Origin of the sequence: Desulforhopalus sp. IMCC35007 (assembly GCF_005116575.1) — a bacterium.
Classification (GTDB): Bacteria; Desulfobacterota; Desulfobulbia; order Desulfobulbales; family Desulfocapsaceae; genus Desulforhopalus_A.
Genome location: NZ_SWCN01000001.1, coordinates 410649 through 433534 on the forward strand (window position 1 = coordinate 410649; position 22886 = coordinate 433534).

Here is a 22886-nt window from a genome sequence, read left to right on the forward strand (position 1 = left end):
ATAACTACCGTTTTAAATTTTGGCGGAAAGTTACTTCGCCTATGCGTATAAATTGTATGTTCTTAGTGGTTCTGTCAACAGTAATGATAGTATTTTTTGAAAAACCAGAGGAAATCAGCCATTATCCCACAAAGCGATCATCGGAGCGTTTTTGTGCCACGGATTCAGCAGAGGCTTTCATCCAACCGGAACGGCTATGCTGTACCGCGTCAAAGGATGCTATGTACGGTTTCACATCAAGCAATGGAGTGCCGTCAAGTATGTCGATACCTTTGACGGTTATCAGGTTTTTTTCTACCCCAATAAGCTCGACAATGGATAAGCCTATGTGATTAGGACGTAAAGGCGATCTTGTGGAAAAGACCCCACGGGGGGTTGTGTCCATAAACGGGACAACTGTAAGGGCAGTTCTTGCAGCTTTGTGGAAATGATACAGCAGGTAAATGTGACTAAAACCATCCAGATCGGCAAGGCCTTCTATATATTCCTGCTGGATTTCTACCGATCCGACGACGTCTTTTGCCCCTTTTGGCTGGATAGGCATATCTTCGAGAGTGGTGAAGGGCGAATGTATTGTGCCAATGGTGAGCATGATCTTCCTCTGAAAGTAAGGGTTACAGGGGCTTCTATTGTATAACTTTTGATGCTAAGCCCCAATATCTATTGTCTAATCTATGGTATCTCATTAGTATCACATTATAAACAATCAAACAATCAGGTCATTAAAGAGAGTGGACAATGGAAGCAGGGATTGCTCGTTACCTGTTAAAGGAAAACCTGTTGAACAATATTAGAGAGTTAAAGTATATAAAAAGGTGTCACTTCCTGAGGTGGTTGCTTTTGAGGACTTGGATTGTCCGCTTTATACTGTTTTTTAAACAAACTGGAATTTTAAACTGGTGGGCCGGATGACTATGGAGACAGAATGTTTCAATGGCGCAGGGGAGGAGCGAGGTAAAATTCAGCAGATCCTGTTGGCATTTTTTATCTGTGGTGTGGCATGTTTATGCTACTATCTCTTTATCGTCAATACAGCTCGTGTTGATGTGGAGCTTGGAGTCACTCAGAAAAGTAACTTCGCACTGTACTGGGCGGCTGAGGGGCAGAGCTATTCGGAAGGACGAGCGGTGTCCATACCTGTTCATCCAGGAAAAACCCACTATTCCTTTTATCTGACGAATATCTCGAAGGTGAATACACTAAGGGTAGATACCCATAGCTATGTTGGTGCGGCGACTCTACAACGTCTGGTGATACAGCAGGAAGGGTATGAACCTACAATTCTTGCCAATTCCGAAGGTTTTAAAAGATTATTGCCACTTCAACAGATAGAGTCTTCAGAGACAGGCGACGATGGTTTGAGGCTTATATCTACAGGCAGTGATCCCAATTTTGAGTTTACACTTACACCGCATTATCTGGGGATAGACAAGGTGTGGCTTTTTGTCCGCTTGCTTGTAATCTCGGTCCTCTTTTTTGTAATTTCCTATTGTTGTTCTCCACTTGTAAGTGGTCTTAACATCGTTCCCGTGCTTCTTTTTGGAGTGTGGCTTTTTATTATTACCATGGCCGGGATCAGTAAGGAAAATGTTCATCCTGACGAGTATGTGCATATTGCGGCCACTCATTACTATGCCGATCACTGGCTTCCACCCGAGATTGAAGATCCGGATATCCGTTATACCTACAGTGTTTATGGGGTTTCCCGTCTTAACCGGGGGGAGATTTATTATGTTTTCGCGGGTAAAGCATACCAGTTTCTCCATATCTTTCAGATGCCAGCAACATTTGCCTACAGATTTTTTAACGTTGCTCTTTTCGGGGTGATTTTCCTGTTGTCAATTCGCAGCGTCTCTGCCCGCATAGCCGCTCTGCCCATTCTTGTCAGCTCTCAGGTATGGTACGTTTTTTCTTATTGTAATTCAGACGCCTTTGCCCTTTTTGTGGCATTTCTGGCGAGTTGGCAGCTGATTGATTCTTCTAGCCTTCTGCATCGCTATCTTAAAGGTTGCGGGGGAGGACTTCGGCTGGTGGCGCTTGTTGTCCTGCCCTTTATTCTCGGGATGCTTTTTCTGCTAAAGATGAATTATTACCCATTCTTAGGACTCTTCTATCTTGTTTTATTCGTAAAAATTCTTTTTACAGAAGAGTATTACTGGGAGAAAAAAGATGCATTTACGCGCCTTATCCTTATATCTATTCTTGGCTTGGGATTTCTGGGGGTACGAATTGTAGCGGACCATGCGATAAATGGTATGGACAGAAGCGCAAAAATTGAGCAGCTTCGTGAGACACTGGCCGATGTCAAATATAAACGGACCTCTCCCCTTGAGGAGATGGGACCTACTATGTATCTAAAAGATAAGGGTGCTACGTTCAAAGATTTACTTTCTCGCTATCATTGGGATATTAAATCGTTCGCTTCGAGCTTCGGGGTGTTTGGTTATACTGACATCGTGAGCCCGCATCACTACTATACCATGGTCAAATGGGCGGGTACTGCACTGGTTGCCTACATTCTTTTGTTGAGTTTTTTAAGGGGAGGGCTGGTTGGTGCCGGAATTACCATTGTTGTTTGCGCTCTGTCGGTACTTTTAATCCTTGCTGGAATGTACCATTGCTGGGTTTTTGATTTTCAGCCCCAGGGTCGGTATTTTTTCCCTATTCTTCCAATGTTTGCAGTCGTGTTGGGCAGTAATCTCAAGGCCTTTGATGGCGGAATTTTAGTCTTTTTTGTGAGCGTAATGTGCATCCTTGGCTTGTATAGTTTTATGTTCCAGGGACTTCTCAGAATTCCTAAGATTCCTTTTTAATCGTTGTATTTTCATAAAAACAATAATGTGTAATGAAGAAATTAAACCAGATAAATAGAGTTTTAGCCCTTGCAGTTTGTCTTATGTGTTTAGTCTGTGCAGATGGGAAACCTGTTTTTGCTTTGGAGCTGCAAGGTTGGATTGGTCAGCATTCCAGGCTGGTATGGGTACAGGATCAGGGGGACGGTTCGGACACTTTTGGCCAGGGTAAAAACCTGGCTCTCTATGGTTATGACTCACTGGATGGAAAAGGCGAACGACAGCTCGTTAAAGGTGTGGGCAACTTCTTCAAACCTCTTTTTACTCCAGATGGAACGCAGGTTATCTATAGCGACCGGCGGGCACGTGAGATGTATCTTCTGGATTGGGAGTCAGGTAAAGTTGAAAAGCTTGGTTCAGGTGTTGCCGTGGCGGTGTGGGAGGGAGCTGAGACCGGCTTCTTTTTAAAAAGCAAACCTCTGTGGGTTTATTATTTTTCAGGAAGACAACCGGAAAACAAATATGGCACAGCGCAACCGCTATACCGGTTTCCACTTGGGAGTCCAAAGAAAAAAGAGCTGGTCTGGGATAAAACAAATATGGCCTGGTCCAATGTGCAACTCTCACGAGACGGAGAGATCCTGGGAGGGCTTTTTCCCTGGCCCCATGGAGGTATCTTGCAGACGGATTCAAAGGCCTTTACCCGTCTTGGCAGAGGCTGCTGGACCTCTCTGAGTCCTGATAATTCCAAGCTGTTATGGATTTTTGACGGGCTGCACCGGAATGTACAGATCCATGATATAAGAAGTTCAGAAAGCTGGAAGGTAAATATCAATAGCGCCCCTGGCATTGGAGGCTTTGAAGTATACCATCCAAGGTGGTCCAATCATCCCAGGTATTTTGTCATGACCGGACCCTACGAAAAAGGTGACGGGGGCAACCGCATTGGTGGTGGTGGAGATAAGGTTGAGGTTTATGTCGGTCGATTGGATGAAAATGCTCGTGCTGTGGAAGACTGGTTGAAAATAACCAGGAACAGTCGTGCTGATTTCTACCCTGATCTGTGGGTGGAAGGAGGTGGAGCGGCATCATTAAAGGATGCATTGCCCAGGGTTTCTGAGGTAACCCCACTTTTAAAGTGGCCTGAAGATGATAAGAGCCTGATATATGTGTGGGAAGATATGATGGCTGCCAATCAGCTGCCGGCAAACAGTCCCATTGGGTTTTATCAGTGTAATCTCAATTTGCGAGGCCGAGCACTGTTTACCCGTGATCTTGGCTTCAATGCGACCGGAGGTTGGGGGGAGACAGGGGACGCTGGTGAGAAAATTGGTCAAGCTTTGCTGACATCAAAACAGGCGGGCGTTGAGCTCTTAATCACCCCTGAAAAAGCTCAGGATGCGAGGTTTTTCTCTCTACAGAGTAAAGAGAAAAAAGGCCTTTCTTTCATTCAAGAGAATGGCACACTGATCGTCGAAAATAGTCCGGCTAATGGGGAGATACAGCGGCTGGAATGGCCAGCGATTTTTATTGCCGGCAAACCAGTACATCTTGCGTTGGGTCTTAAGGCCGGGCAGGCGGAACTGTTTAAAAATGGTAAGAGCCTTGGAACCAAGGCCTTTACTTTTGATTTTGTAAATAATCCAATCGGTGTCATGACCTTAGGCGATGCGGCAGGGGTTTGGGCCGGTGTTCTCTCTCAAGTTGCCGTCTACGACCAGCCTTTGGCCGCCGAGCAGGTACAAAAGCATAGCCAATACTCTTTTGCCAAAGAGAGCAGTAAGCAACCTGTTGAAACTCTGGTGCTCGATGCCGAACTGTTGGAAACAACCGATATCCCATCACCAGATGCTATTGGTGCGTACAGCAGGGCTCTGGTGGTAAACAGCTATGCGGTCAAAAAGGTTATTGCAGGAACCTATAGTGAGGAGAAGGTGGTGCTTGCCGAGTGGGCTGTTCTGGACCGTCAAATCGTTAAAAATTACCAAGATAGCGGTGGAATTGAACGTCTTGTCCTTGAAAAATTTGATGATCACCCTGAGTTGGAAGGTGAACGGCAGATGATGGATATCTTTGAACCTGATCTTACCATGTACTACCGAGTAAAGTAGTACCTTTCAGAATATTATGAAGTTTCCCTTTGTTTCCTGGTTTATACCTGAAAATATTCTGTCCCAAGTGAGTTCTGCTGGCTTATTTCCCGATTACTGGGATGAGCGGGTATTGATACATAACATGGTCTTCCCATAACGTTTCGTTACTATGGTTTTTTCTTCTCATATATTTCTTTTTTACTTCCTGCCTGCAAGTTTGCTGCTCTATTACAGTATGCCAAAGAGGGCGAAGAATGTACTTTTGACGTGCGTAAGTTATATTTTTTACGGTTGGTCAAATCCGCTTTTCACAGTTCTGATGTTTGGTTCGACGTTAGTGGATTATGTATGTGGCCTGGTTATTGGTACTGCTTCCGATGACAAGGCAAGTCGTCGCAAAATTGCTCTGTTTGTATCAATCGTCTCAAACTTGTCACTGCTGGGGTTTTTCAAATATACAGGCTTTGTTCTTGAGAGTTATAACCAGCTCTTTGTCCTTCTGGGAGTGGATGGGGCAGAGCCTGTACATGTCTTGAAGTTCCTTCTCCCGCTTGGCATAAGTTTTTATACATTCCAGTCCATGAGCTACACCATTGATGTGTATCGCCGCGATGGTAAGCATATTCGGAGTTTTCTTGATTTTGCTTGCTTTGTTTCAATGTTCCCCCAACTTGTTGCAGGACCAATTATCCGGTTTCAGGAAGTTGCTGAACAACTGGCTTCACGGGTCCATTCCCTGGAAAAGTTTTCCAGGGGAGTGGCTTTTTTTTCCATGGGTATGGCTAAAAAAGTACTTCTTGCAAACTCCTGCGGTAAGATTGCCGATATGGCCTTTGCCTCGGGGCATCTTTCTGTTGTGGACAGCTGGTACGGAATTGTCGCCTATAGTTTTCAGATTTATTTCGATTTCAGTGGCTACTCGGATATGGCTATAGGACTCGGCCTGATGTTTGGCTTTGTGTTTGCCAAAAATTTTGATTCTCCGTATATCTCGGCATCCATCACCGAGTTTTGGCGCAGGTGGCATATTTCGCTTTCCACCTGGTTGCGGGAGTATCTCTATATCCCCTTAGGCGGGAATCGAAATGGTGCGACAAGGACTGCGATAAATCTTGCCATCGTTATGCTTCTTGGTGGCTTGTGGCATGGAGCTTCCTGGAATTTTGTCATCTGGGGCGGGATTCATGGACTGCTTCTTGGTTCTGAGAGGATGCTCGGGAAAAAACCATTTTATCATGCTTTGCCCAAAATATTGAGAATTGCAACAACCTTTATTCTGGTCCTCATAGCCTGGGTGTTTTTCAGAGCGGAAACCTTTAGCCTGGCTCTTAGCTATCTGGGATCAATGTTTGGTCTTATTGCCGTCCCTGAATCATCGAGAATACTTGGTGGTCTTCTTTACACTCCCTACCACCTGCTGGCGATGGGGATTGCTGCCGTGGTGGTCTGGAGAATGCCGCAGACCTGGGATTACACCAAACGGCTTACAGCAGTTAAGGTAGCGAGCATAGTGCTTCTCTTTATTGTTTCTGTCGCTGTGTTGAGTATGCAGTCGTATAATCCATTTATATACTTTAACTTTTGATAGCATATCGCATGGGAAAAATTAAACTCAGCAGAGAAGCTCGTGCCTATCAGGAAATTGGCTTCACCTTGATCTCAAGGCGGCTTTCGCAGATCTTGTCCTTCTTTTTTATCCTGACAATTTTTCTGGTCCCCCTCGTTCAGTATGTTGTGGGCAAGCATGAGGGGAAGGCGCTCCATATTTTACTGGAAAATACAGAAAATCAGAAAAATTCTTCACTTTTTGAGCAGATAAAGGGAAAAAACACACAGTTTCTCCAGATGCTTGATACTCTTGAGCTTGAGGTGGAAGAAGAAAGTTTTTTACGATCCTTTTTCTTACCTCCGCTGCAATCGTTTTTTTTGACAGTACTTGGTCAGGGAAATGAGAAGGTTGTCGCAGGTAAAGAGGGTTGGTTATTTTATCGTCCGGACATCGACAGTCTGACAGGGCCAGCCTTTCTCGATAAGACCCAGCAACAAATGCGCTATGAGGGCCATGAGCTGTGGGAAAAACCGGTCCAGCCGGATCCTGTAGCGGCAATTGTAGACTTTAACAGACAACTGCGTGAAAGAGGTATTCAGTTGATTCTGGTGCCGGCTCCTGTAAAACCGTCCATTCACCCGGAAAAAATCTCAGGTTATCATTTTACTGCACCACCTGCAAACCGCGACTGGGATGCTTTTTTACGAGAATTGCAAGACAACGATATTGCTGTATTCAACAGCCGTCCTCTTCTGTATAGCTACGCGAAAAAAGATGGTGCGGCTTTTCTTGCAACGGATACCCACTGGCTCCCCGGTGCGTTGGATATGGTAGCCAGGTCTCTTGCAGCAAAAATTCAGAAAGACTTTCCAGACATTGAATCTTCTACAGCCTACTCTTTGCAGCAACAGTCGGTAACTGCGGAAGGTGATGTGGCGAAAATGCTCACCTTGCCTGTTACATACTCTAAAATGGAGCAAACTGTTGATATTGAACAGGTGGTCAACAGCGACAACGAATTATGGCAGCCTCAAACCGATGCGGAGATTCTTCTTCTGGGAGACTCTTTTACCAACATCTATTCGACCATAGGTCTGGGCTGGGGGCGTAGTGCGGGGTTTGCTGAACATCTCAGCTATCATTTGCAACAGCCTCTGGATTTACTTTCCAGAAATGACAGTGGCGCATATGTTACCCGGGAAATGCTTGGTGCCGAACTGGCACGAGGTCGAGACCGTCTTGCCGGCAAGAAGCTTGTTATCTGGGAGTTCGCGGAGCGGGAGCTGAGTCATGGCGACTGGAAAATAATTGATCTTACCCTTGGCTCTCCTGTCGATAATGGTTTTTTTACCGCCGAGGTGGGCGAAAAGGTTCAGGTCTCCGGAGTTGTCGCCGCGGTGTCGAGATCTCCTCGTCCCGGCTCTGTACCTTATCGTGATAATATAGTAACCTTGCATCTTGTTGACCTGACTGGTGATAAAGATGGCTTGGAAGGTGCACAGGCTTTGGTGTATGCTTTTGGTATGCAGGATAACAACTTGACTGAGATAGCAAATATTCGTCCGGGAGATCGTGTTTCAATAACTCTCTCCTCCTGGGATGAGGTCGAAAATGAATATGGAAGCTACCGACGCAGTCCGTTGGATGATGAAATGATGGAACTGGAACTGCCAAACTGGGGAACTATCAAAAATGATTAAAAAAGCCACGATATCAACATTGTTAATTGTTTTATTTGGAGCAGGATTACTCGCAGCAAATCCGATGCTGAGAGCGATCTGCAGCGAACTTGTCGCAGCAAATGAAGGTAAAAGTGCTGTTGCCGGTGCCGATGGCTGGATGTTTCTGAGCGAGGAACTTGTCCATGTCAGTCTGGGGCGCTTCTGGGGAGATGATGCTGCCAAAGTGTCACGAACCAAAAAGAAAGAATATGCAGACCCGCTGGCTGAAATTGTTACATACAATAAGGCCTTGGAGGACAAGGGTATCACCTTGTATCTCATGCCTGTCCCGCCAAAGGCGCTGGTCTATCCGGATAAACTAAAAGCAGGAGTGATACCGGGTGGTGTTGAAGAGGAGCGGGCACTCTATACAGAGTTTTACCGATTACTTGGTGAAAATGGGGTGAAGACCATAGATCTTCTTCCTCTTCTTGTTAAGAAGAGCGAGACAGAAGATGTGTACTGTAAAACCGACACCCATTTTTCCGGAAAAGGGCTTGCTCTTTTTGCATCCGAGGCGGCAAAGGTTATCAAAGCTCAGCCGTGGTATGCTGCTGTACCAAAAGAGACTTACTCCACAAAAGAACAGATAGTTACGATCAAGGGAGATCTCAGTCAAATGCTTAAGGTTGAGGCTCCAGAAGAAGTGTCATTGTCGCTTGTGAGCGTAAAAGAATCAGGGGAACAGGTTTTAAGTGATGAGAAGAGTCCTGTCATTTTGATGGGGGACAGCCACACCCTTGTGTTTAGTGCAGGTGGTGATTTGCATGCCAAAGGAGCAGGACTTTTTGATCACCTCTCTGCAGAGTTGGGATTTCCTCTTGATTTACTTGGCGTTCGTGGCTCCGGCGTTACTCCCGCAAGGATTAATCTGTTCCAGCGGTCGAAAAAAGATCCTGGGTATCTTGCAGGGAAAAAGGTGCTTATCTGGTGTTTTACTGCAAGGGAATTCACTGGTACGGGAGGATGGCGTTCGATTCCTGTTGCAGGCAAAAAGTAATTCAGATCGGTTGATGATGTACTATACAATGCCCCACTTGGTGGGGTGTTGTTTTTGCGCATTGCCAATCAAGCAAAAGGTTTGTGGGTTTCATATGCTACCGCAGTCCATAAGAGTCGAAAAAAGATTTGCTCCTTATCTTATATTCTAACCCCGATAAACGGGATAAGTACCTTTAAGAAATTCATTCATAAAAAGCAATGAATTTAATATTACTGAAATACTGATTGTTGCAATAGCAGCTGAGCAGCCAACAAAAGCAAGAAACGAAAAGCCGTTCTACAGAACTGTAGAACGGCTTAAGGTAAGATTCTTCCGGGAATCCGGTCTGAACAGTTTGAACCTATTTTCTCTTACGGGTAAATCCAGCAAGCCCAGCAAGGCCTATTCCAAATAAGAGAATGGTGGTGGGTTCTGGAACAGGCGCAATATCATCTGATAAAACGGACATGCGTAACGGTGTTGTTTGGCTATCGTTGTAGAGATCAAAGTTCCATGAATCAAGACCTCCAACTACGTCCAGATGCCAATTTGAGTTGAATCCAGTATTAAAAGAAGAATCGGTATACATTTGTTGATTTGTGTCTTCCTTATCGTAGAAATACCCCCATATATCTGTATCAAAATCTTGAAAAAAATTATCACTTAAGTCATCGTCAAGAATTGAGGCAGTAGTAACCTGACGTACCCCCTCATCTTCTCTAAAATGAACCCAAGTCATTGCACTACGTTCATCACCCTGCTGGAATATCTTGAAGGTTTCTCCGTCTTCAATGAGGCCGTTTTCATTAATATCAAAAAACATACCAAATGAAGCCTCGTGTTTTCCTGACAGGTTATCTTCTAAAATCATATTAAAAGAACTGGAGAACCCTCCTCCAACTCCATCGGTTCCGGTCCAGTACATTGGGGTGGCAGAGACATTCCCGGCAAATAAGGTGATCCCTGCAAGAGCACCTACTGCAGCAGTTAGCAATTGCTTCTTCATTTATTTCTCCTATAACAGTTTATATATTGTACGCGTTACTGGTTTTGAATAAGCAAGACTTGTACCATACGGATAAAAAGCGTCGTGTTCTTAGTGGTCTTCTACGGTCCCAGGATATAAGAACGGCCGTATAGCGTTATCTTTTCGATGTTTTATTTGTGCAAGTGCTGCCTGTCACTACTATGAAAAATTCTTTTCAGGTGATCATTAGAGGGTATTTAAGTTAGGGAAACTAAATATTTACTGTTCCAATAAGAACAGTTCTCTGGAAAAAACGTTCGTATTTGTGGAAATGGGTTGAGATGTGAAATGCAGATTTCGCATTTTCGGAAACGGTTCGAGAAGTAAGATTCAAACATTATCACCAAAACCAAACCTCGAAAAAGGCGATTATTTTCAAATCAAATAAAAAATCGGCCATAGTTGAGGAAATATAAGGGACATTTCTCTACTGTAAGTTTCAAAAGATTACTGTAGTTATATCAATAAAATCGGGAAATTATTAATATTGAGAAGTCACTACCGTCAATTACGTAAATGGGTTGTCGAGGCCTTCAAACTCATTTTTGATGTTCAGAATATAGCGTTAGAAAAGGAAATGATTTTATTTTGAGCCCCATTAATAAGGTTTCCTTTTTTCCGGATTCTGGTTCGGTGTAAGTCAGGTAGAATTATTTGAACACATTATTGTGAGCTAAGTAATAACTGCTAAGGAACCATCTTATAAAGGAATACTCAGACATCGATGATGTTAGAGTGTCCTGGTATGATAGGAAAAGATTCTATTTTGTGGTTTTAAACATTTCTGCCTAAACTTTATGTGTGACTTGCAGTTTCTCTCAGTCCGGCTCACAAAATCCTAAAGCACTTTTTTGGCCAACCCTGGAAACATAGAATTTTTCGGTTGCTGACTTTCTGATATTGCCGATAGAAAAACTCTACCTGCTGAAGAAGACGGCAACCACAGGCAAATCTAATGGTATAAAAGAATCACTTGTTTTTGATCTTAGGGCCATCTGTTTCTTATCGTACCTTTACTTGGTGGCATGTAATTTCTAATCTATTTTATCTTGCATGCTTTCTTAGATTCGCCTGACATATAAAAACCTTTATGGTATCGTTTGTAATTGATCAAAATCATCTGGTGGGATTTAATTGTATTGTTGTTTAGATGTCAGTCGCTATTTATTGCTCAATTGGAAATATTTATATGAAGAAAAAACTTCTCATCATTGAAGACGAAAAGTCGGTGGCCAAACAACTCCGCTGGGGTCTGGATAAAGAGTACGATATCACTATTGCAGGCGATGCACAGCAGGCACGACCATATCTTTCTTCTGGTGCATTTCCTGTCGTTACCCTCGATCTTGGTCTGCCTCCTTCTCCTGATACTCCAGAGCAGGGATTTGCTCTCTTAAAAGAAATCTCCGGTATGGGGCATCACATACAGGTGATTGTTATTACCGGCAATGCGGAAGAAGAGAATGCGATCAAGGCAATCGGCAATGGTGCTGCTGATTTTTACGCTAAACCTATCGATCTGAAAATTCTCAAGATAATTCTCGAGAGAACCTACAGAATTTATGAGCTGGAAGAAGCCAATCGCATGTTGTTGTCCCAAAGCAGTAATACCGGGTCGCTCTGTGGTATGATCGGCGTTTCTCCACCAATGGTTGCAATGTTTGAACGCCTTAAAAGGGCGAGTCAAACGGACTATCCTGTGCTTATTACAGGCAGTACAGGTACGGGTAAAGAGATGGCGGCAAAAGCGCTTCATACTCTTAGTACGAGAGCAGCCAAGCCCCTTATCATTATTAACTGCGGCGCAATTCCCGAAAATCTTATAGAGAGTGAATTGTTTGGACATGAGAAGGGTGCTTTCACCGGGGCACTCAATCGCCAGATTGGGAAGTTTGAACAGGCAGAAGGTGGAACGATTTTTCTCGATGAGATAGGAGAATTGCCTCTGCAGTTACAGGTTAAGCTGCTCAGAGTTATCCAGGAATCAACAATCGACAGGCTTGGTGGAAATAAAACAATCACCGTGGATGTGCGCATTGTTGCAGCGACGAATGTTGATCTGGAACAGGCAGCAAAGGACAAAATATTTCGTGAGGATCTGCTCTACCGCCTTAACGTGGTTCCCTTGAGGGTCCCTGATCTTAAAGAAAGACCGGAAGATGTACTCATACTGGCCCACTCTTTTCTCCAGGAAGAGGCCCGTAATCTGAGTAGAGGTCAAGTCTCTTTTTCACCGGAATCCTTGAGTGCCATGTCTGGTTACCATTGGCCAGGAAATGTACGTGAACTGCAGAATCGAATTCGCCGGGCTCTTGGGACAACAGGTGACAATCTGCTTCAACCAATTGACCTTGAACTGGAAGTTGCATCCCATGCCCTGCAAGAAGAAAAACTACTCACTCTCAAAGAAGCGCGTGAGATTGCCGAAAAAAAGGCTGTCCAGCAAGCTTTAGGAGTAAGCGGCAATAATATCAGTCAGGCCGCCAAACTTCTTGAGATCAGCCGGCCTACTCTCCATGATTTACTCAAAAAATTTGGAATGGGTAATTACTGATTCAATGTGGTTTTATACATTTTGAATAGCTTTTGCTGTCAAAAAAACCGACAGTTGTTCAGGTGAGCCAAAACTTCTGCTTGTGAGATATTACGATCACTATGGTAGCCTTTTTTTATACACTCAATATTCTACTTCTTCTTTCTGGTTTGTTAACCATTTGCACCAAAACTGGTGAGAGACGCTATTCCTTGGCCCTCGTTCAGTCTCTTTTCGCTCTACCATTACTTGCCGGCGAGTATTGTTATCTGGCGTATCATCTTGAAGTAGAAGTTACCAACGTAATACTTTTTTCAGAGATCGTCTTTGGCCTCATCTGGCTCTCTATGAACCTGCATTTGCACCGTGCGGCTACCGATACCCGGTATAATTCAAAATTACATTGCATCATAGAAATGCTGGTTGCTGCTGGAGTAGTTGCAGCGACTCTATTTTTCCTGAATCTGACTTTTCCGGCCATAATATCAGTCGATCTTTTTTCCTTTTCCAGCTATGGATTTGTCTATGTGTCAGCTGTTTTTCTGCTGATAGTTGTGCTCTATGGTTGCTGGCGGCTGGAACAGTTCTGGCGGCGTTTAAGCAGAGTAATGCGATGGGAATATAAATTTTTTGTAGTAGGTAGTTTCCTCATCTCTGGTTCACTGGCCTGGTCAAGTTCCTATCGACTTAGCTACCTGACCGTTTTTTCAAAACATCTCCTTCTCCTGGCTATTCTTTTAGTATTAGGCTGGGCAATGATGGTGTATGCAGTAGTCCATCACAGGCTCCTCAACCGGAAAATCTTTGTCTCCCGCAAGGTCGTAAATGCCTTTGTTATTCCATCCCTGCTCGCGACCTATTTGTTAGGTTTTGGGCTCGTCTTGCTTATTATGAGAACGTTGGGGCAGGAAATGTCATTTGTTTTGACATGGTTGCTTGTCGCTCTTGGCTTGGTAGCCACGGGCCTGTTTGCATTTTCAGGGAAAATACGACGCCGGGTCCAGTTTTATATCAGTACACACTTCTATAACAATAAGTATGAATACAGAGATGAATGGTTGGCGTTGTCACAGGAACTCCAAGGTGCATCAAACGAAAACGAGGTAGTACAAGCGCTGCGTGAAGTACTTGCAGAGAGCCTTTATACGACTGATATTTTTATCTGGTTAGGAGGTTCAGGTTCATCACAGGACTACAAGCTTGTTTCTTTCCCTGCGAGCTATGAGGGCGTCAATCATGATAACGTTCTTTCTTTCCATGACCCTCTGATTGAGTATCTCAAATCTTATCCATATTTTCACCTGGAAGAAAAAGAGCCCGAAACAGACTGGCAGGAGGTACTGCAGAGCAAAAAACCTTGGTTATATTCTTTTAATATCACTCTCCTTGCTCCTATCTCGATCGGCAACCAGCTTGTCGGCCTGATCGGCCTTGGCCCTGAGTATACAGGCGGAAGGTATAGCTATGATGATTTTGACCTGCTTGCAGCACTTGGTAGTCAGACCGCCTCGGCCCTATTGGCAATTCGTATGGCAGAAGAACTCGCTCTAGCAAGAGAACAACAGGCCTGGAACAGGTTGTCAGCCTTTGTTCTCCATGACATCAAGAATGCTGCCACCATGCTCTCCCTGCTGCAGGAAAACGCACCAGAGCATATCCATGAACCTGAATTTCAACAGGACATGCTGGAGCTTGTTGATGATTCATTGAAAAGAATGGCTCGGGTAGAACAGCGTTTGCAAACGTTAAAAGACGAAATCACTCCAGAACTCAAGAGAATCAACCTGTGGAAGGTTCTAGACGGTTGTTGCTGTCGATTAGAAGCCCAGCTTCCTACGCTCGAGGTAAAGTTCGAAAATAAAGATGACATAGAAGTAATAAGTGATCCAGTGCTTCTGTGTTCTATCCTGGAAAACCTGCTGCTGAATTCCAAGCAGGCGTCAAGAAAGGACACCATTGTAAAGATAAAAATCACAACTGATGAAAATTCAGGTCAGGTATTTGTAGAACTAAGCGACAATGGGCCTGGAATCCCAGGTGACTTATTGCCGGATGCGTTATTTGAGCCTTTCAAAACCAGCAAAGAAGGGGGGAGTGGTATAGGTTTGTGGCAGGTAAAGAAGATGATAACTTCATTGGGTGGGAATGTCTCAGCTAAAAATAATCCTGAAGGTGGGGCTTGTTTTGTTCTTGTATTGCCTCAAAATATAGATGTCGTATAACTCAAGTTGATCTTCTGTATACTTCCCTTCGATGACCAATTTTTATAACCCAAACCGTTAATTCCAGATCTTGTATCGAGTAAACAATACGATATGTTCCTTGTCGTATGCGATACCTTTCCTGACCAGTAAGTTTCTCACTGCCAATCGGTCGAGGATCATCCTGTAGATTTTGAATTTTATCTAAAATTTTAAGGAGGATATTCTTTGGGATACCTGTAAAGTCTTTCTCGACAGACTTCTTAAAGAAGACCTTATATTGTCCCATTTTTCTGTAGTTTTTTCAGCATCTTGTCATAACTAACAAGAGCTTCATCTTTCCTTTCTTCAAAGACAGTTAGATCCTCAGCATCTTCCGACAAAGATTCCCTAACAGACTGGTTCACAAGGTCAGTAATTGAACGAGAAGTTTCAAGTGCTTTTAATTTTAATGCCTTGTGTAATTCTGGGTCGAAATAGATTGTTGCTCTTTTCATTTGTGTTGCCATAACAATTACCTCCTTCTTCTTAGCGTTTATGACATAATAACATCACAACGCTATGACGTCAATTTGAAAACAAAAACATTACACCTAACTATTGCAATCGCCAAGGCGGGAGTCTGTGTCACCTACCGGGGGTGGAATCATAGATTTGCTGTTTCCGCCTTTCCGTCAATAGATAAAGATTTTCCTTTTATCCGGAGATATTTGATTGAGGTTGATTCAGGTATGGAGACAAAGAGGTGGTAAATTGCTTAAAACACAATTGAAGAATTATTTTAAATATGACTTATGTGTCTGTGTTGTTGTGTTACTTTGTGGGTGGGTTACGGTTTGGATTAAGTTAAGCTGTTGTAGTGATGTCGTCCTGGCATGAATGATGCGAAAAGATGCTAAAGCTTGGAGATGAATAAAGATAAGATTTGAGGAGAACTGTCTCATTACTTCTGATTTTGTTGCGTTGAGATTGGTAAGATTTAAACTCAGAGAGAGAAGATACAAAATGAATAAGAAACTCTTAGTTAGTGTGGTCGCTGGTGTTAGCCTGATGGCAGGAAATGCGCAAGCTTTATTTCGTTGGATGACGGCAATGACGGTGTTGATGTCAGAACGATCGTAGACCAGGGAGATGGTGATGCAAATGGTCTGCCAGGGATGGTGCAATTCAACCAATCAGTTGGAGGATGGCTTTCAAATGTTACTATTGGAACATCGTATCCAAGCTTGGGGACATTTACAAACCCACAATTAGATCTATTTTCGCTGACATTGAGCACGCTAGGTACAGGTGGTACTATCGCTGTTTCTGTATATGATGAGTATGCTAGTTTTGGAAATTTGGATAGCGGTATAAGTGGTTTTATTGCCAGCATTGGTGGTACCTCTGCAGGAACTGTCGATTTTATGGCAAATATTAATGGTGTTGATCTTGATATAGACTGGGGTGAATTTACTCACTCATGGTACGGTTTTTCAGGGGCCATTGGTATGGATTTGTCAGATTATTCTTTTGCAGACGCTGATACTTGGGATATGACTTTAACGGCGGTGGTGCAACACAATGGGGCTGGGATTACCACGTTAGGTGCGAATATTGCTCCAGTACCAGAACCTGCCACAATATTGCTTTTTGGTGCGGGATTAGTCGGACTGGCAGGATTTACTCGTAGAAAAAAAGTACAGAAGTAATCTTGATATTGTTATATACAAAGTATGTTCTGCTGCTCTTCTGAGTAAAAACAGCCGATTTGCAATTTGCAGATCGGCTGTTTTTTTGTTTGCCCGGCATGGCGGGCAACCCCAGCCAGCGTGAAGCTGGCGTCACCCCGATCAGGGGGAAGACAATCCGAATCGCAAGGGCGTTGCTGGTAACGGGGAGGTCTGAAGGAAGCGATAGGAAGTGAGCAGTACATAGCGTAAGCAAACCTGATTCGGCGTTGCGGGAGGGTAAGTGTCCAAAATAGCACGAAGCCCGATACCTGATCAGTCCCGTAATGTGTTTGAGGATGCGATTGCCCACAGGGAGTTCGCCTTAACCGGGGAAGCCTTGCATTGTTCCTGTAAGTCAATGTAGTAGCTGGGATAGGGAGGTTCAAGAGGTAGCTCAAGGCCGACCGAAGCGATGTGAGGTGGCAGATGATTCCGTAGTGTGCGCTGGGCAGCGCATTGATCAGGAGGGTTAAAGTCCCTCCGGCGCTCGGATAAGGGGCGCTGTATCCAAAGGCGGGAGTAATGTCTCGCTGGCCACCGCCGAATTATAGGTGGTGGAGGGCAGGGTGTCCATCGTGAGGTGGAATCCGAAGGGTTTGAGGAGAAACACCGGGCCGTAATCGAAGGGGCGACCCTACAGATGAACCGGTCGGCCAAAGATGGGGCAAGGTCGAGCCTGCACTATGGAGGCGAAGGCGTTCTTATCCACCCATCGAACCAAGGTGTGTGCGGATGGCACGGTGTGGAAGATCTATGCGTGACCCCAGGAGGGCTCATAGGATTCTCAGGTGGCGCTGAGATAAGTGATCTTATAAGTGAAAGCGAAATGGAAAGCGATGTTCTATGAGTCGTCGGACGACTGAATAGTACCTTAAGCCTTGCGAAAGCAGGGTGACCGCATTGTGCGGCAGCAGAGTGAGTTGGGGAAGGCAGTCGGCAAAGGTGGTTGGACAAAGACAGTTAACCGATGAGTAAGGTGTATGGCAAGGATAAGTTCCCTAAGTGAAAAACCCCTAGGCGATAGACCGAGGAGATTGGTGCACTGGCTAAATCCGACAGGAGAGCAGAAGTTCCACTCGTTAGTGGATAAGGTGTACAAGCTGAAAAACTTGGAGTTAGCTTGGGAAAAAGTAAAACGCAACCGAGGGTCTGGTGGTGTAGACGGGCAAAGTATTGATGATTTTGCGAGCGACCTGGAAGGGAACCTCAAGAGGTTACACGATGAGTTGCGCACTAGGACTTACCGACCGCAGCCGGTAAAGCGACAGTTGATTCCCAAGAGTGGACAGCCAGGGAAGTTTCGGCCGCTTGGCATACCAACTATCTATGATAGGGTGTGTCAGCAGGCGTTGCTAAACCGGCTGGAGCCTATCTTTGAACCGGTATTTGATGAAGCCAGTTTTGGGTATCGGCGAGGAAGATCAGCAAAAGATGCATTGCGTAAGATCTGGCTTGAGGTGGAGCAAGGCCATGAGTGGGTAGTGGATGCCGATCTGAGAGATTTTTTCGGATCAGCGGATCATGGGAAGTTGTTGGTGCTGCTCAATCAACAGGTAGCTGATGGACGTGTATTGGCGTTACTTGAGTCGATCATGAAAGTTGGTTACTTGGAAGAGGGTAAAATCTACCAAGCGCCAAAAGGGGTTCCCCAAGGTGGGGTGATCTCGCCATTGATCAGCAATGTTCTTTTAACTCCGTTTGATCGGGAGATGCGCCGAAAGGGGTATCGATTGACTCGGTACGCAGATGATTGGCTGGTGACATGTCGTAGTCGGGCCGAAGCAGAATCGGTGCTGGCATTCGCCACCAAATTGCTGGAAAAGCTGGGTGTGGAGCTGAACGAGGATAAAACTCGAATCGTACATGTACGAAAGGGATTTGAGTTTCTCGGGTATAAGATCAAGAGAGGGTCTCGACCTTTGGGTCTGCCAGCTCACAAGATTAAAAGTGGTACCGTTCAGGGATCGCTATACGCCTATCCTCGACAGAAATCCATCGACCACTTCAAAGAGCAAATCAGAAAGCGTACTAGCCGAAAGGCACCTGTAACAACAGGGCAGCTAATTGCAGAGATCAATCCGGTCATCCGAGGCTGGGGCAACTACTACAAGAAAGCCCATGTCAGAAAGTTATTCAACCGACTTGACCGTTGGGTCAGGAGGCGGATCTGGTCGCATCGCTACAAACGTTGGCGCAATGCTGGCTGGAAAAAACTCCCTGAATCGAAGTTGCACGGCGAGTTAGGGCTTGTGAGTCTCATCAGACTAATACCTTCTTTGAACTGGCGCACTAGTGCAGCCTTTGTGAAAGCTGGATGCTGGAAAACGGCACGTCCAGTTTGAGCGGCGGACGGAGGCGAGCCTTTAAATAGGCGCCTCCTCCGACCCGACAGTGTTGAAGTCCCGGCCTGTGAAAGCTGGTAACAGTGTGGAGGGTAAAACCGGGATGACTGGACGGCCTGTTCGTCTGGAGCTGATATGTGCCCAAAGCCGTGTCGGTTGCGAAGGGATGAAGTTTATTTGAAGGTTTTTAGAAACTTGGCAACACATACAGTCTGGACATAAGTTGCCCGACGGGGCGAGGCGCGTTATCGGCGGTACACCGTGACAGGAACACTGCTGATTCTGGCTGTCCACTGGAGTAGCAAGAGCACCCACTGTACATTGCCTTATGGCTAGAAGGCAGCAGGACTGCTGTGAAGACCCAATGATTGTATGCAAAGCAGGCAGAAGAAAACGCAGGACAAGAGAATGGTCAAAGTCTGGTACAGTCTGTATAGCAGGATGTTAAACAGGAGTAATCTTGTCAAAGCATTCTCAAAGGTAAAATCTTCAAATGGAGCTGGCGGCATAGACGGTCAGAGCATTAAAGACTTTGCTGAATCGCTAACCAGCAACATAGACCAAATTTTGACGGAATTACAGGAGAAGAGTTACCAGCCTCAGCCGGTGCGTCGGGTTGAAATACCCAAAGCGTCAGGAGGAGTAAGGTTGCTTGGCATTCCTGCAGTCCGTGACCGTGTAGTTCAGCAATCTCTGCTAGATATTCTCCAGCCTATATTTGATCCAGAGTTTCATCCGTCAAGCTATGGTTATCGTCCTGGTCGCAGTTGTCACCATGCGATAACGAAAGCGACAATGTTTATCCGTGAGTACCAGCGAAAATGGGTTGTTAATATGGAACTGTCCAAATGTTTTGATACTTTGGATCATGGTTTAATTATCGCCTCCTTTAGCAAGCGGGTAAAAGATGGGAGTATTCTGGATTTACTGGAGAAGTTTTTGAAAAGCGGAGTTATGGTAGGGGATGAATGGCAGGCCAGCAAGATAGGTAGTCCACAAGGAGGCGTTATTAGTCCTCTGATTGCCAACGTTTATCTTGACTCTTTCGATCAATTTATGAAAGGGCGCGGGCACCGAATAGTCCGCTATGCGGATGATATTCTGATCCTCTGTCAGTCGAAGATCGCGGCAACAAATGCACTTGCCAAAGCAAGCAGTTATCTGGAAGAAGATTTGCTCCTCACCGTAAACCGTGAAAAGACTCATATCACCCACAGTTGGAAAGGTGTTAAGTTTCTTGGAGTAGTGATACACTCCAATTATACGCAAATCCAAAAGGGAAAGATAAAGTCATTCAAGGAGAAAGTGAAAGCAATGACCCGGCGAACCGTCCCGGTTAACCTGGATACGATCATAGACGATCTCAATCCAATATTAAGAGGGTTTGCTCTCTACTATCGGATAGCTAATTGTAGCGGATTGATGCGGAAGTTGTCGTCGTGGATACGTAGGCGTTTGCGAGCCATTCAGTTGAAATTGTGGAAAAAGCCACAGCGGCTTCACCGCAGGTTGAGACAGCTTGGCTATACTGGTGAGTTTGATTTCATTCGCATGAACTCCTGGGCAAACGCAGGCTGTCCGTTGAGCCATTATGCGATTCCCAATGATTGTTTGCATAAAGATCACTGGCTCTTTGATATCGGCGCTGTAAAAACCGGAATTTCTGTTTCAATATGAAGGAAAATAAACAGGAGCCGTATACGAGGTCCGTACGTACGGTTCTGTGAGAGGGATGAGGCGAGCTTAATTAACTTGCCTCACCCTACTCGATGGTGGGCTCTTTTTATCTATCTTTCATATGGTGAAGTAACATTCTAGTATTACATGTAAAAAATTAAAGATAGCCTTTTGAGAATATTTTGACATACGTTGTCTACTGTCTTCTGTTCGACAATTTCACCCAAGCGTGAGATGGTTTCTAGATGTACTCAGCAACTCTCAACTAATGATCTGCCCTCTCAAACGTTCGAAAAAAAGTTCCTGATATCCGAACCAGTGTCATGTCTCCTTGAAACGTTAGGTTGAAAAATTATGGTTAATAAAAACGGAGAAGACTATGCCAAAATCAAGTTCCGGTTTTTACCCACTCAAGATGAGCGAGACGAACTTGAAGCCATTATTGTAAAAGTGAGTCAAATTCCAGAATGTACTCAATGTGCTGATTCTTCTTAAAACGCAAAATAAAGACGGATATCAGTTCAGATGAATTTGAACAATCGAGTAGAAGAAAACAGCCTAAGAAAAGTGCCCAATTTTTCGTGACACGTCATAAAGATAGATATTATTCGTTGTAGATTTTTAACCCTTAACGGCTCGTTCAATTTTTAAAAATCACTTCTGAAGTCTTGCAATATCGGGACAAAACAGCTAGGGTGAATTTGTTAATCACATCTGCTTCGTTCAGGCTTTTTGTTGTTAGGGATTTTTAAGAAAGGGGTAAATTATCTCCTGATATTGAATGAGCTTTGGATTTATGTGTTACCATCATAAGTAGCTGAATGATATTGCTTTACCCATCTTTTGTATATACTAAAAAAGTGTGGTTGTTGCCGGAGAAAACTCATCTATATATCGCAACAATGACAGGTGTCTATGACCATCCTCGAAAAATAGCAGGCAATGAATATAACTATGCTCATTTAGGTCGTAGACTTTGTCATTTAGCAAGAGTAGTATTTTGATAAACTTTTTGTATATATTGTATTTTTGATCAACGCTTCACCACACTTGTTCTGACATGTAATGTTATCCTCTATGGAGTTCATGTGAAAAATAATATATCAAGTAAAACTATTCTTTTCTCGTCTTTTAAAAAAGCATTCTCCACAAAGTCGTTTAAATTTCTTGTGATTTCTTGGTTAGCTTTCTTATTTAATTGTGATGGTTTGATGGCTACTCCTTTGAGACTTCATGAGAATGACGGCCAGAGAGATACAATTTTAGAAAAATCATTAAGAGATTATGGAGATTTTGATGTTGTTGATAAATCATTTGGTAGCGATCTGGATGTTGAACTATACGGAAAAAATTTTGGTTTTGTCCTTAATTATATCGATCATCTTGATTCAGAAAAAAAACAGCAGCCTAAGATAATCTATTTAAAAATTCGTGCGCTTATAGGAATGGGGCAATTAGCTGATGCACAAAGGGAGTTTCATGCTCTAAATTCCTTGCCAAATGTATCTGTTAAATATTACGAAAATATTGCAAACGATTTTTTGAGAATTAAGAAGGGCACTGCGGTGATGGCTGTTTGTCAAGCTGGATTACAAAGAGACATTCATTCAAGCAAATTGCTGTTCATGATGGGACTGGCATACAACTTAACTGGAAAGACTCAAACTGCTATATATTACTTTGATGGGGCGTTGGCTTCATTGAATACAGATTCTGAATTATACTTAAAAGCAAAAATAGCAAAGGAAAAAGCGGTTTCATACTATAAACTAAACGAGTATGAAAAAGCAAAAAACTCCCTTTCTGGCTTTGAAACATCAAATACTAACGAAGGTCTTCAGTTAATCATTGATGCTAAATATAATATGTCCAAAGGCGACAATAAAAAAGCTATTGTTTTACTTAATAAAACTGACAGTACACCACAATATTTAGAGGCAAAATTACTGATTGCCCAGATGTATATTCTAGAGGCCCGTACGCAAGAATCGATAGAGCTGCTTAATGGACTGGAATCAAATTTTAATCTGATTACCACTAATCTTCAGCTAATTTTTGGGTAGGACGCTATTTGTCCTACCAGTTATGGGATAATACCTCTAAATTCAAAAGGAGGTCACCCATGGCTAAAAATAAAGTTCAATTTCAAAAAGGTTTAAGTGTAGGAGCATTTCTTTCAATGTACGGTACAGAGAAACAATGTTACGAAGCTCTTTTTCGTATACGATGGCCAGAAGGATACATCTGTCCTGAATGT

17 protein-coding genes are annotated in these 22886 nt (G+C 43.9%); 13 read left to right on the top strand and 4 right to left on the bottom strand.

All coding sequences use genetic code 11. The annotated features are described in order from the left end of the window. Positions 1 to 121 precede the first annotated feature (121 nt). Entirely contained in the window at positions 122 to 592 is a 471-nt protein-coding gene (gene tsaA / locus FCL48_RS01775) for a tRNA (N6-threonylcarbamoyladenosine(37)-N6)-methyltransferase TrmO (RefSeq protein WP_136870516.1), read from the bottom strand. A gap of 316 nt (positions 593 to 908) precedes the next feature. On the opposite strand from tsaA, the gene FCL48_RS01780 reads away from it, so the two are divergent. From FCL48_RS01780 to FCL48_RS01800, 5 genes are all read left to right on the top strand, one after another. After that, entirely contained in the window at positions 909 to 2813 is a 1905-nt protein-coding gene (locus tag FCL48_RS01780) for a hypothetical protein (RefSeq protein WP_136870517.1), read from the top strand. An 83-nt stretch (positions 2814 to 2896) separates the two neighbouring features. Next, positions 2897 to 4903, top strand: coding sequence for a LamG-like jellyroll fold domain-containing protein (locus tag FCL48_RS01785; protein ID WP_169309032.1), 2007 nt, complete (start codon positions 2897 to 2899; stop codon positions 4901 to 4903). 301 nt (positions 4904 to 5204) lie between these two features. Beyond that, on the top strand, positions 5205 to 6470 hold the full coding sequence (locus FCL48_RS01790; RefSeq protein WP_205747613.1) for an MBOAT family protein: 1266 nt from the start codon (positions 5205 to 5207) through the stop codon (positions 6468 to 6470). An 11-nt stretch (positions 6471 to 6481) separates the two neighbouring features. Further along, positions 6482 to 8134: a hypothetical protein gene (locus tag FCL48_RS01795; RefSeq protein WP_136870520.1), complete on the top strand. Its 1653-nt coding sequence runs from the start codon at positions 6482 to 6484 to the stop codon at positions 8132 to 8134. Next, a complete protein-coding gene (locus tag FCL48_RS01800; protein ID WP_136870521.1) occupies positions 8127 to 9155 on the top strand; it encodes a hypothetical protein in 1029 nt (342 codons plus the stop codon). Before FCL48_RS01795 ends, FCL48_RS01800 begins: the two co-directional genes overlap by 8 nt. Positions 9156 to 9498: 343 nt before the next feature. On the opposite strand, the gene FCL48_RS01805 is transcribed toward FCL48_RS01800, so the two are convergent. Then, positions 9499 to 10143 carry a PEP-CTERM sorting domain-containing protein gene (locus FCL48_RS01805; RefSeq protein WP_136870522.1) on the bottom strand — a complete coding sequence of 215 codons (645 nt, stop codon included), beginning with the start codon at positions 10141 to 10143 and terminating at the stop codon, positions 9499 to 9501. Between the two features lie 1210 nt (positions 10144 to 11353). Here FCL48_RS01805 and prsR point away from each other — a divergent pair. Then, entirely contained in the window at positions 11354 to 12718 is a 1365-nt protein-coding gene (gene prsR / locus FCL48_RS01810) for a PEP-CTERM-box response regulator transcription factor (RefSeq protein WP_169309033.1), read from the top strand. 101 nt (positions 12719 to 12819) lie between these two features. Further along, positions 12820 to 14919, top strand: a complete 2100-nt coding sequence (gene prsK / locus FCL48_RS01815; protein WP_136870524.1) for an XrtA/PEP-CTERM system histidine kinase PrsK — start codon at positions 12820 to 12822, stop codon at positions 14917 to 14919. Position 14920: 1 nt separating this feature from the next. Here the strand turns inward: prsK and FCL48_RS25810 are convergent, their stop codons facing one another. Then, positions 14921 to 15187, bottom strand: coding sequence for a type II toxin-antitoxin system RelE/ParE family toxin (locus FCL48_RS25810; protein ID WP_136870525.1), 267 nt, complete (start codon positions 15185 to 15187; stop codon positions 14921 to 14923). Next, the gene (locus tag FCL48_RS01825; RefSeq protein ID WP_136870526.1) at positions 15174 to 15407 is read right to left on the bottom strand and encodes a CopG family transcriptional regulator; all 234 of its coding nucleotides are present in this window, start codon (positions 15405 to 15407) and stop codon (positions 15174 to 15176) included. The genes FCL48_RS25810 and FCL48_RS01825 overlap by 14 nt, the downstream gene beginning before the upstream one ends. Before the next feature lie 570 nt (positions 15408 to 15977). Here FCL48_RS01825 and FCL48_RS01830 point away from each other — a divergent pair. From FCL48_RS01830 to FCL48_RS01855, 6 genes are all read left to right on the top strand, one after another. Beyond that, positions 15978 to 16589: a PEP-CTERM sorting domain-containing protein gene (locus FCL48_RS01830; RefSeq protein ID WP_136870527.1), complete on the top strand. Its 612-nt coding sequence runs from the start codon at positions 15978 to 15980 to the stop codon at positions 16587 to 16589. Between the two features lie 601 nt (positions 16590 to 17190). Then, on the top strand, positions 17191 to 17457 hold the full coding sequence (locus tag FCL48_RS01835) for a hypothetical protein (protein ID WP_136870528.1): 267 nt from the start codon (positions 17191 to 17193) through the stop codon (positions 17455 to 17457). 190 nt (positions 17458 to 17647) lie between these two features. Further along, positions 17648 to 18952, top strand: a complete 1305-nt coding sequence (gene ltrA, locus FCL48_RS01840; protein WP_205747614.1) for a group II intron reverse transcriptase/maturase — start codon at positions 17648 to 17650, stop codon at positions 18950 to 18952. A 408-nt stretch (positions 18953 to 19360) separates the two neighbouring features. Then, a complete protein-coding gene (ltrA, locus tag FCL48_RS01845) occupies positions 19361 to 20629 on the top strand; it encodes a group II intron reverse transcriptase/maturase (protein WP_136870530.1) in 1269 nt (422 codons plus the stop codon). Between the two features lie 1088 nt (positions 20630 to 21717). Then, the gene (locus FCL48_RS01850) at positions 21718 to 22692 is read left to right on the top strand and encodes a lipopolysaccharide assembly protein LapB (protein ID WP_136870531.1); all 975 of its coding nucleotides are present in this window, start codon (positions 21718 to 21720) and stop codon (positions 22690 to 22692) included. A 59-nt stretch (positions 22693 to 22751) separates the two neighbouring features. Continuing rightward, the coding region (locus tag FCL48_RS01855; RefSeq protein WP_136870532.1) for a transposase at positions 22752 to 22886 on the top strand (135 nt) is incomplete at its 3' end.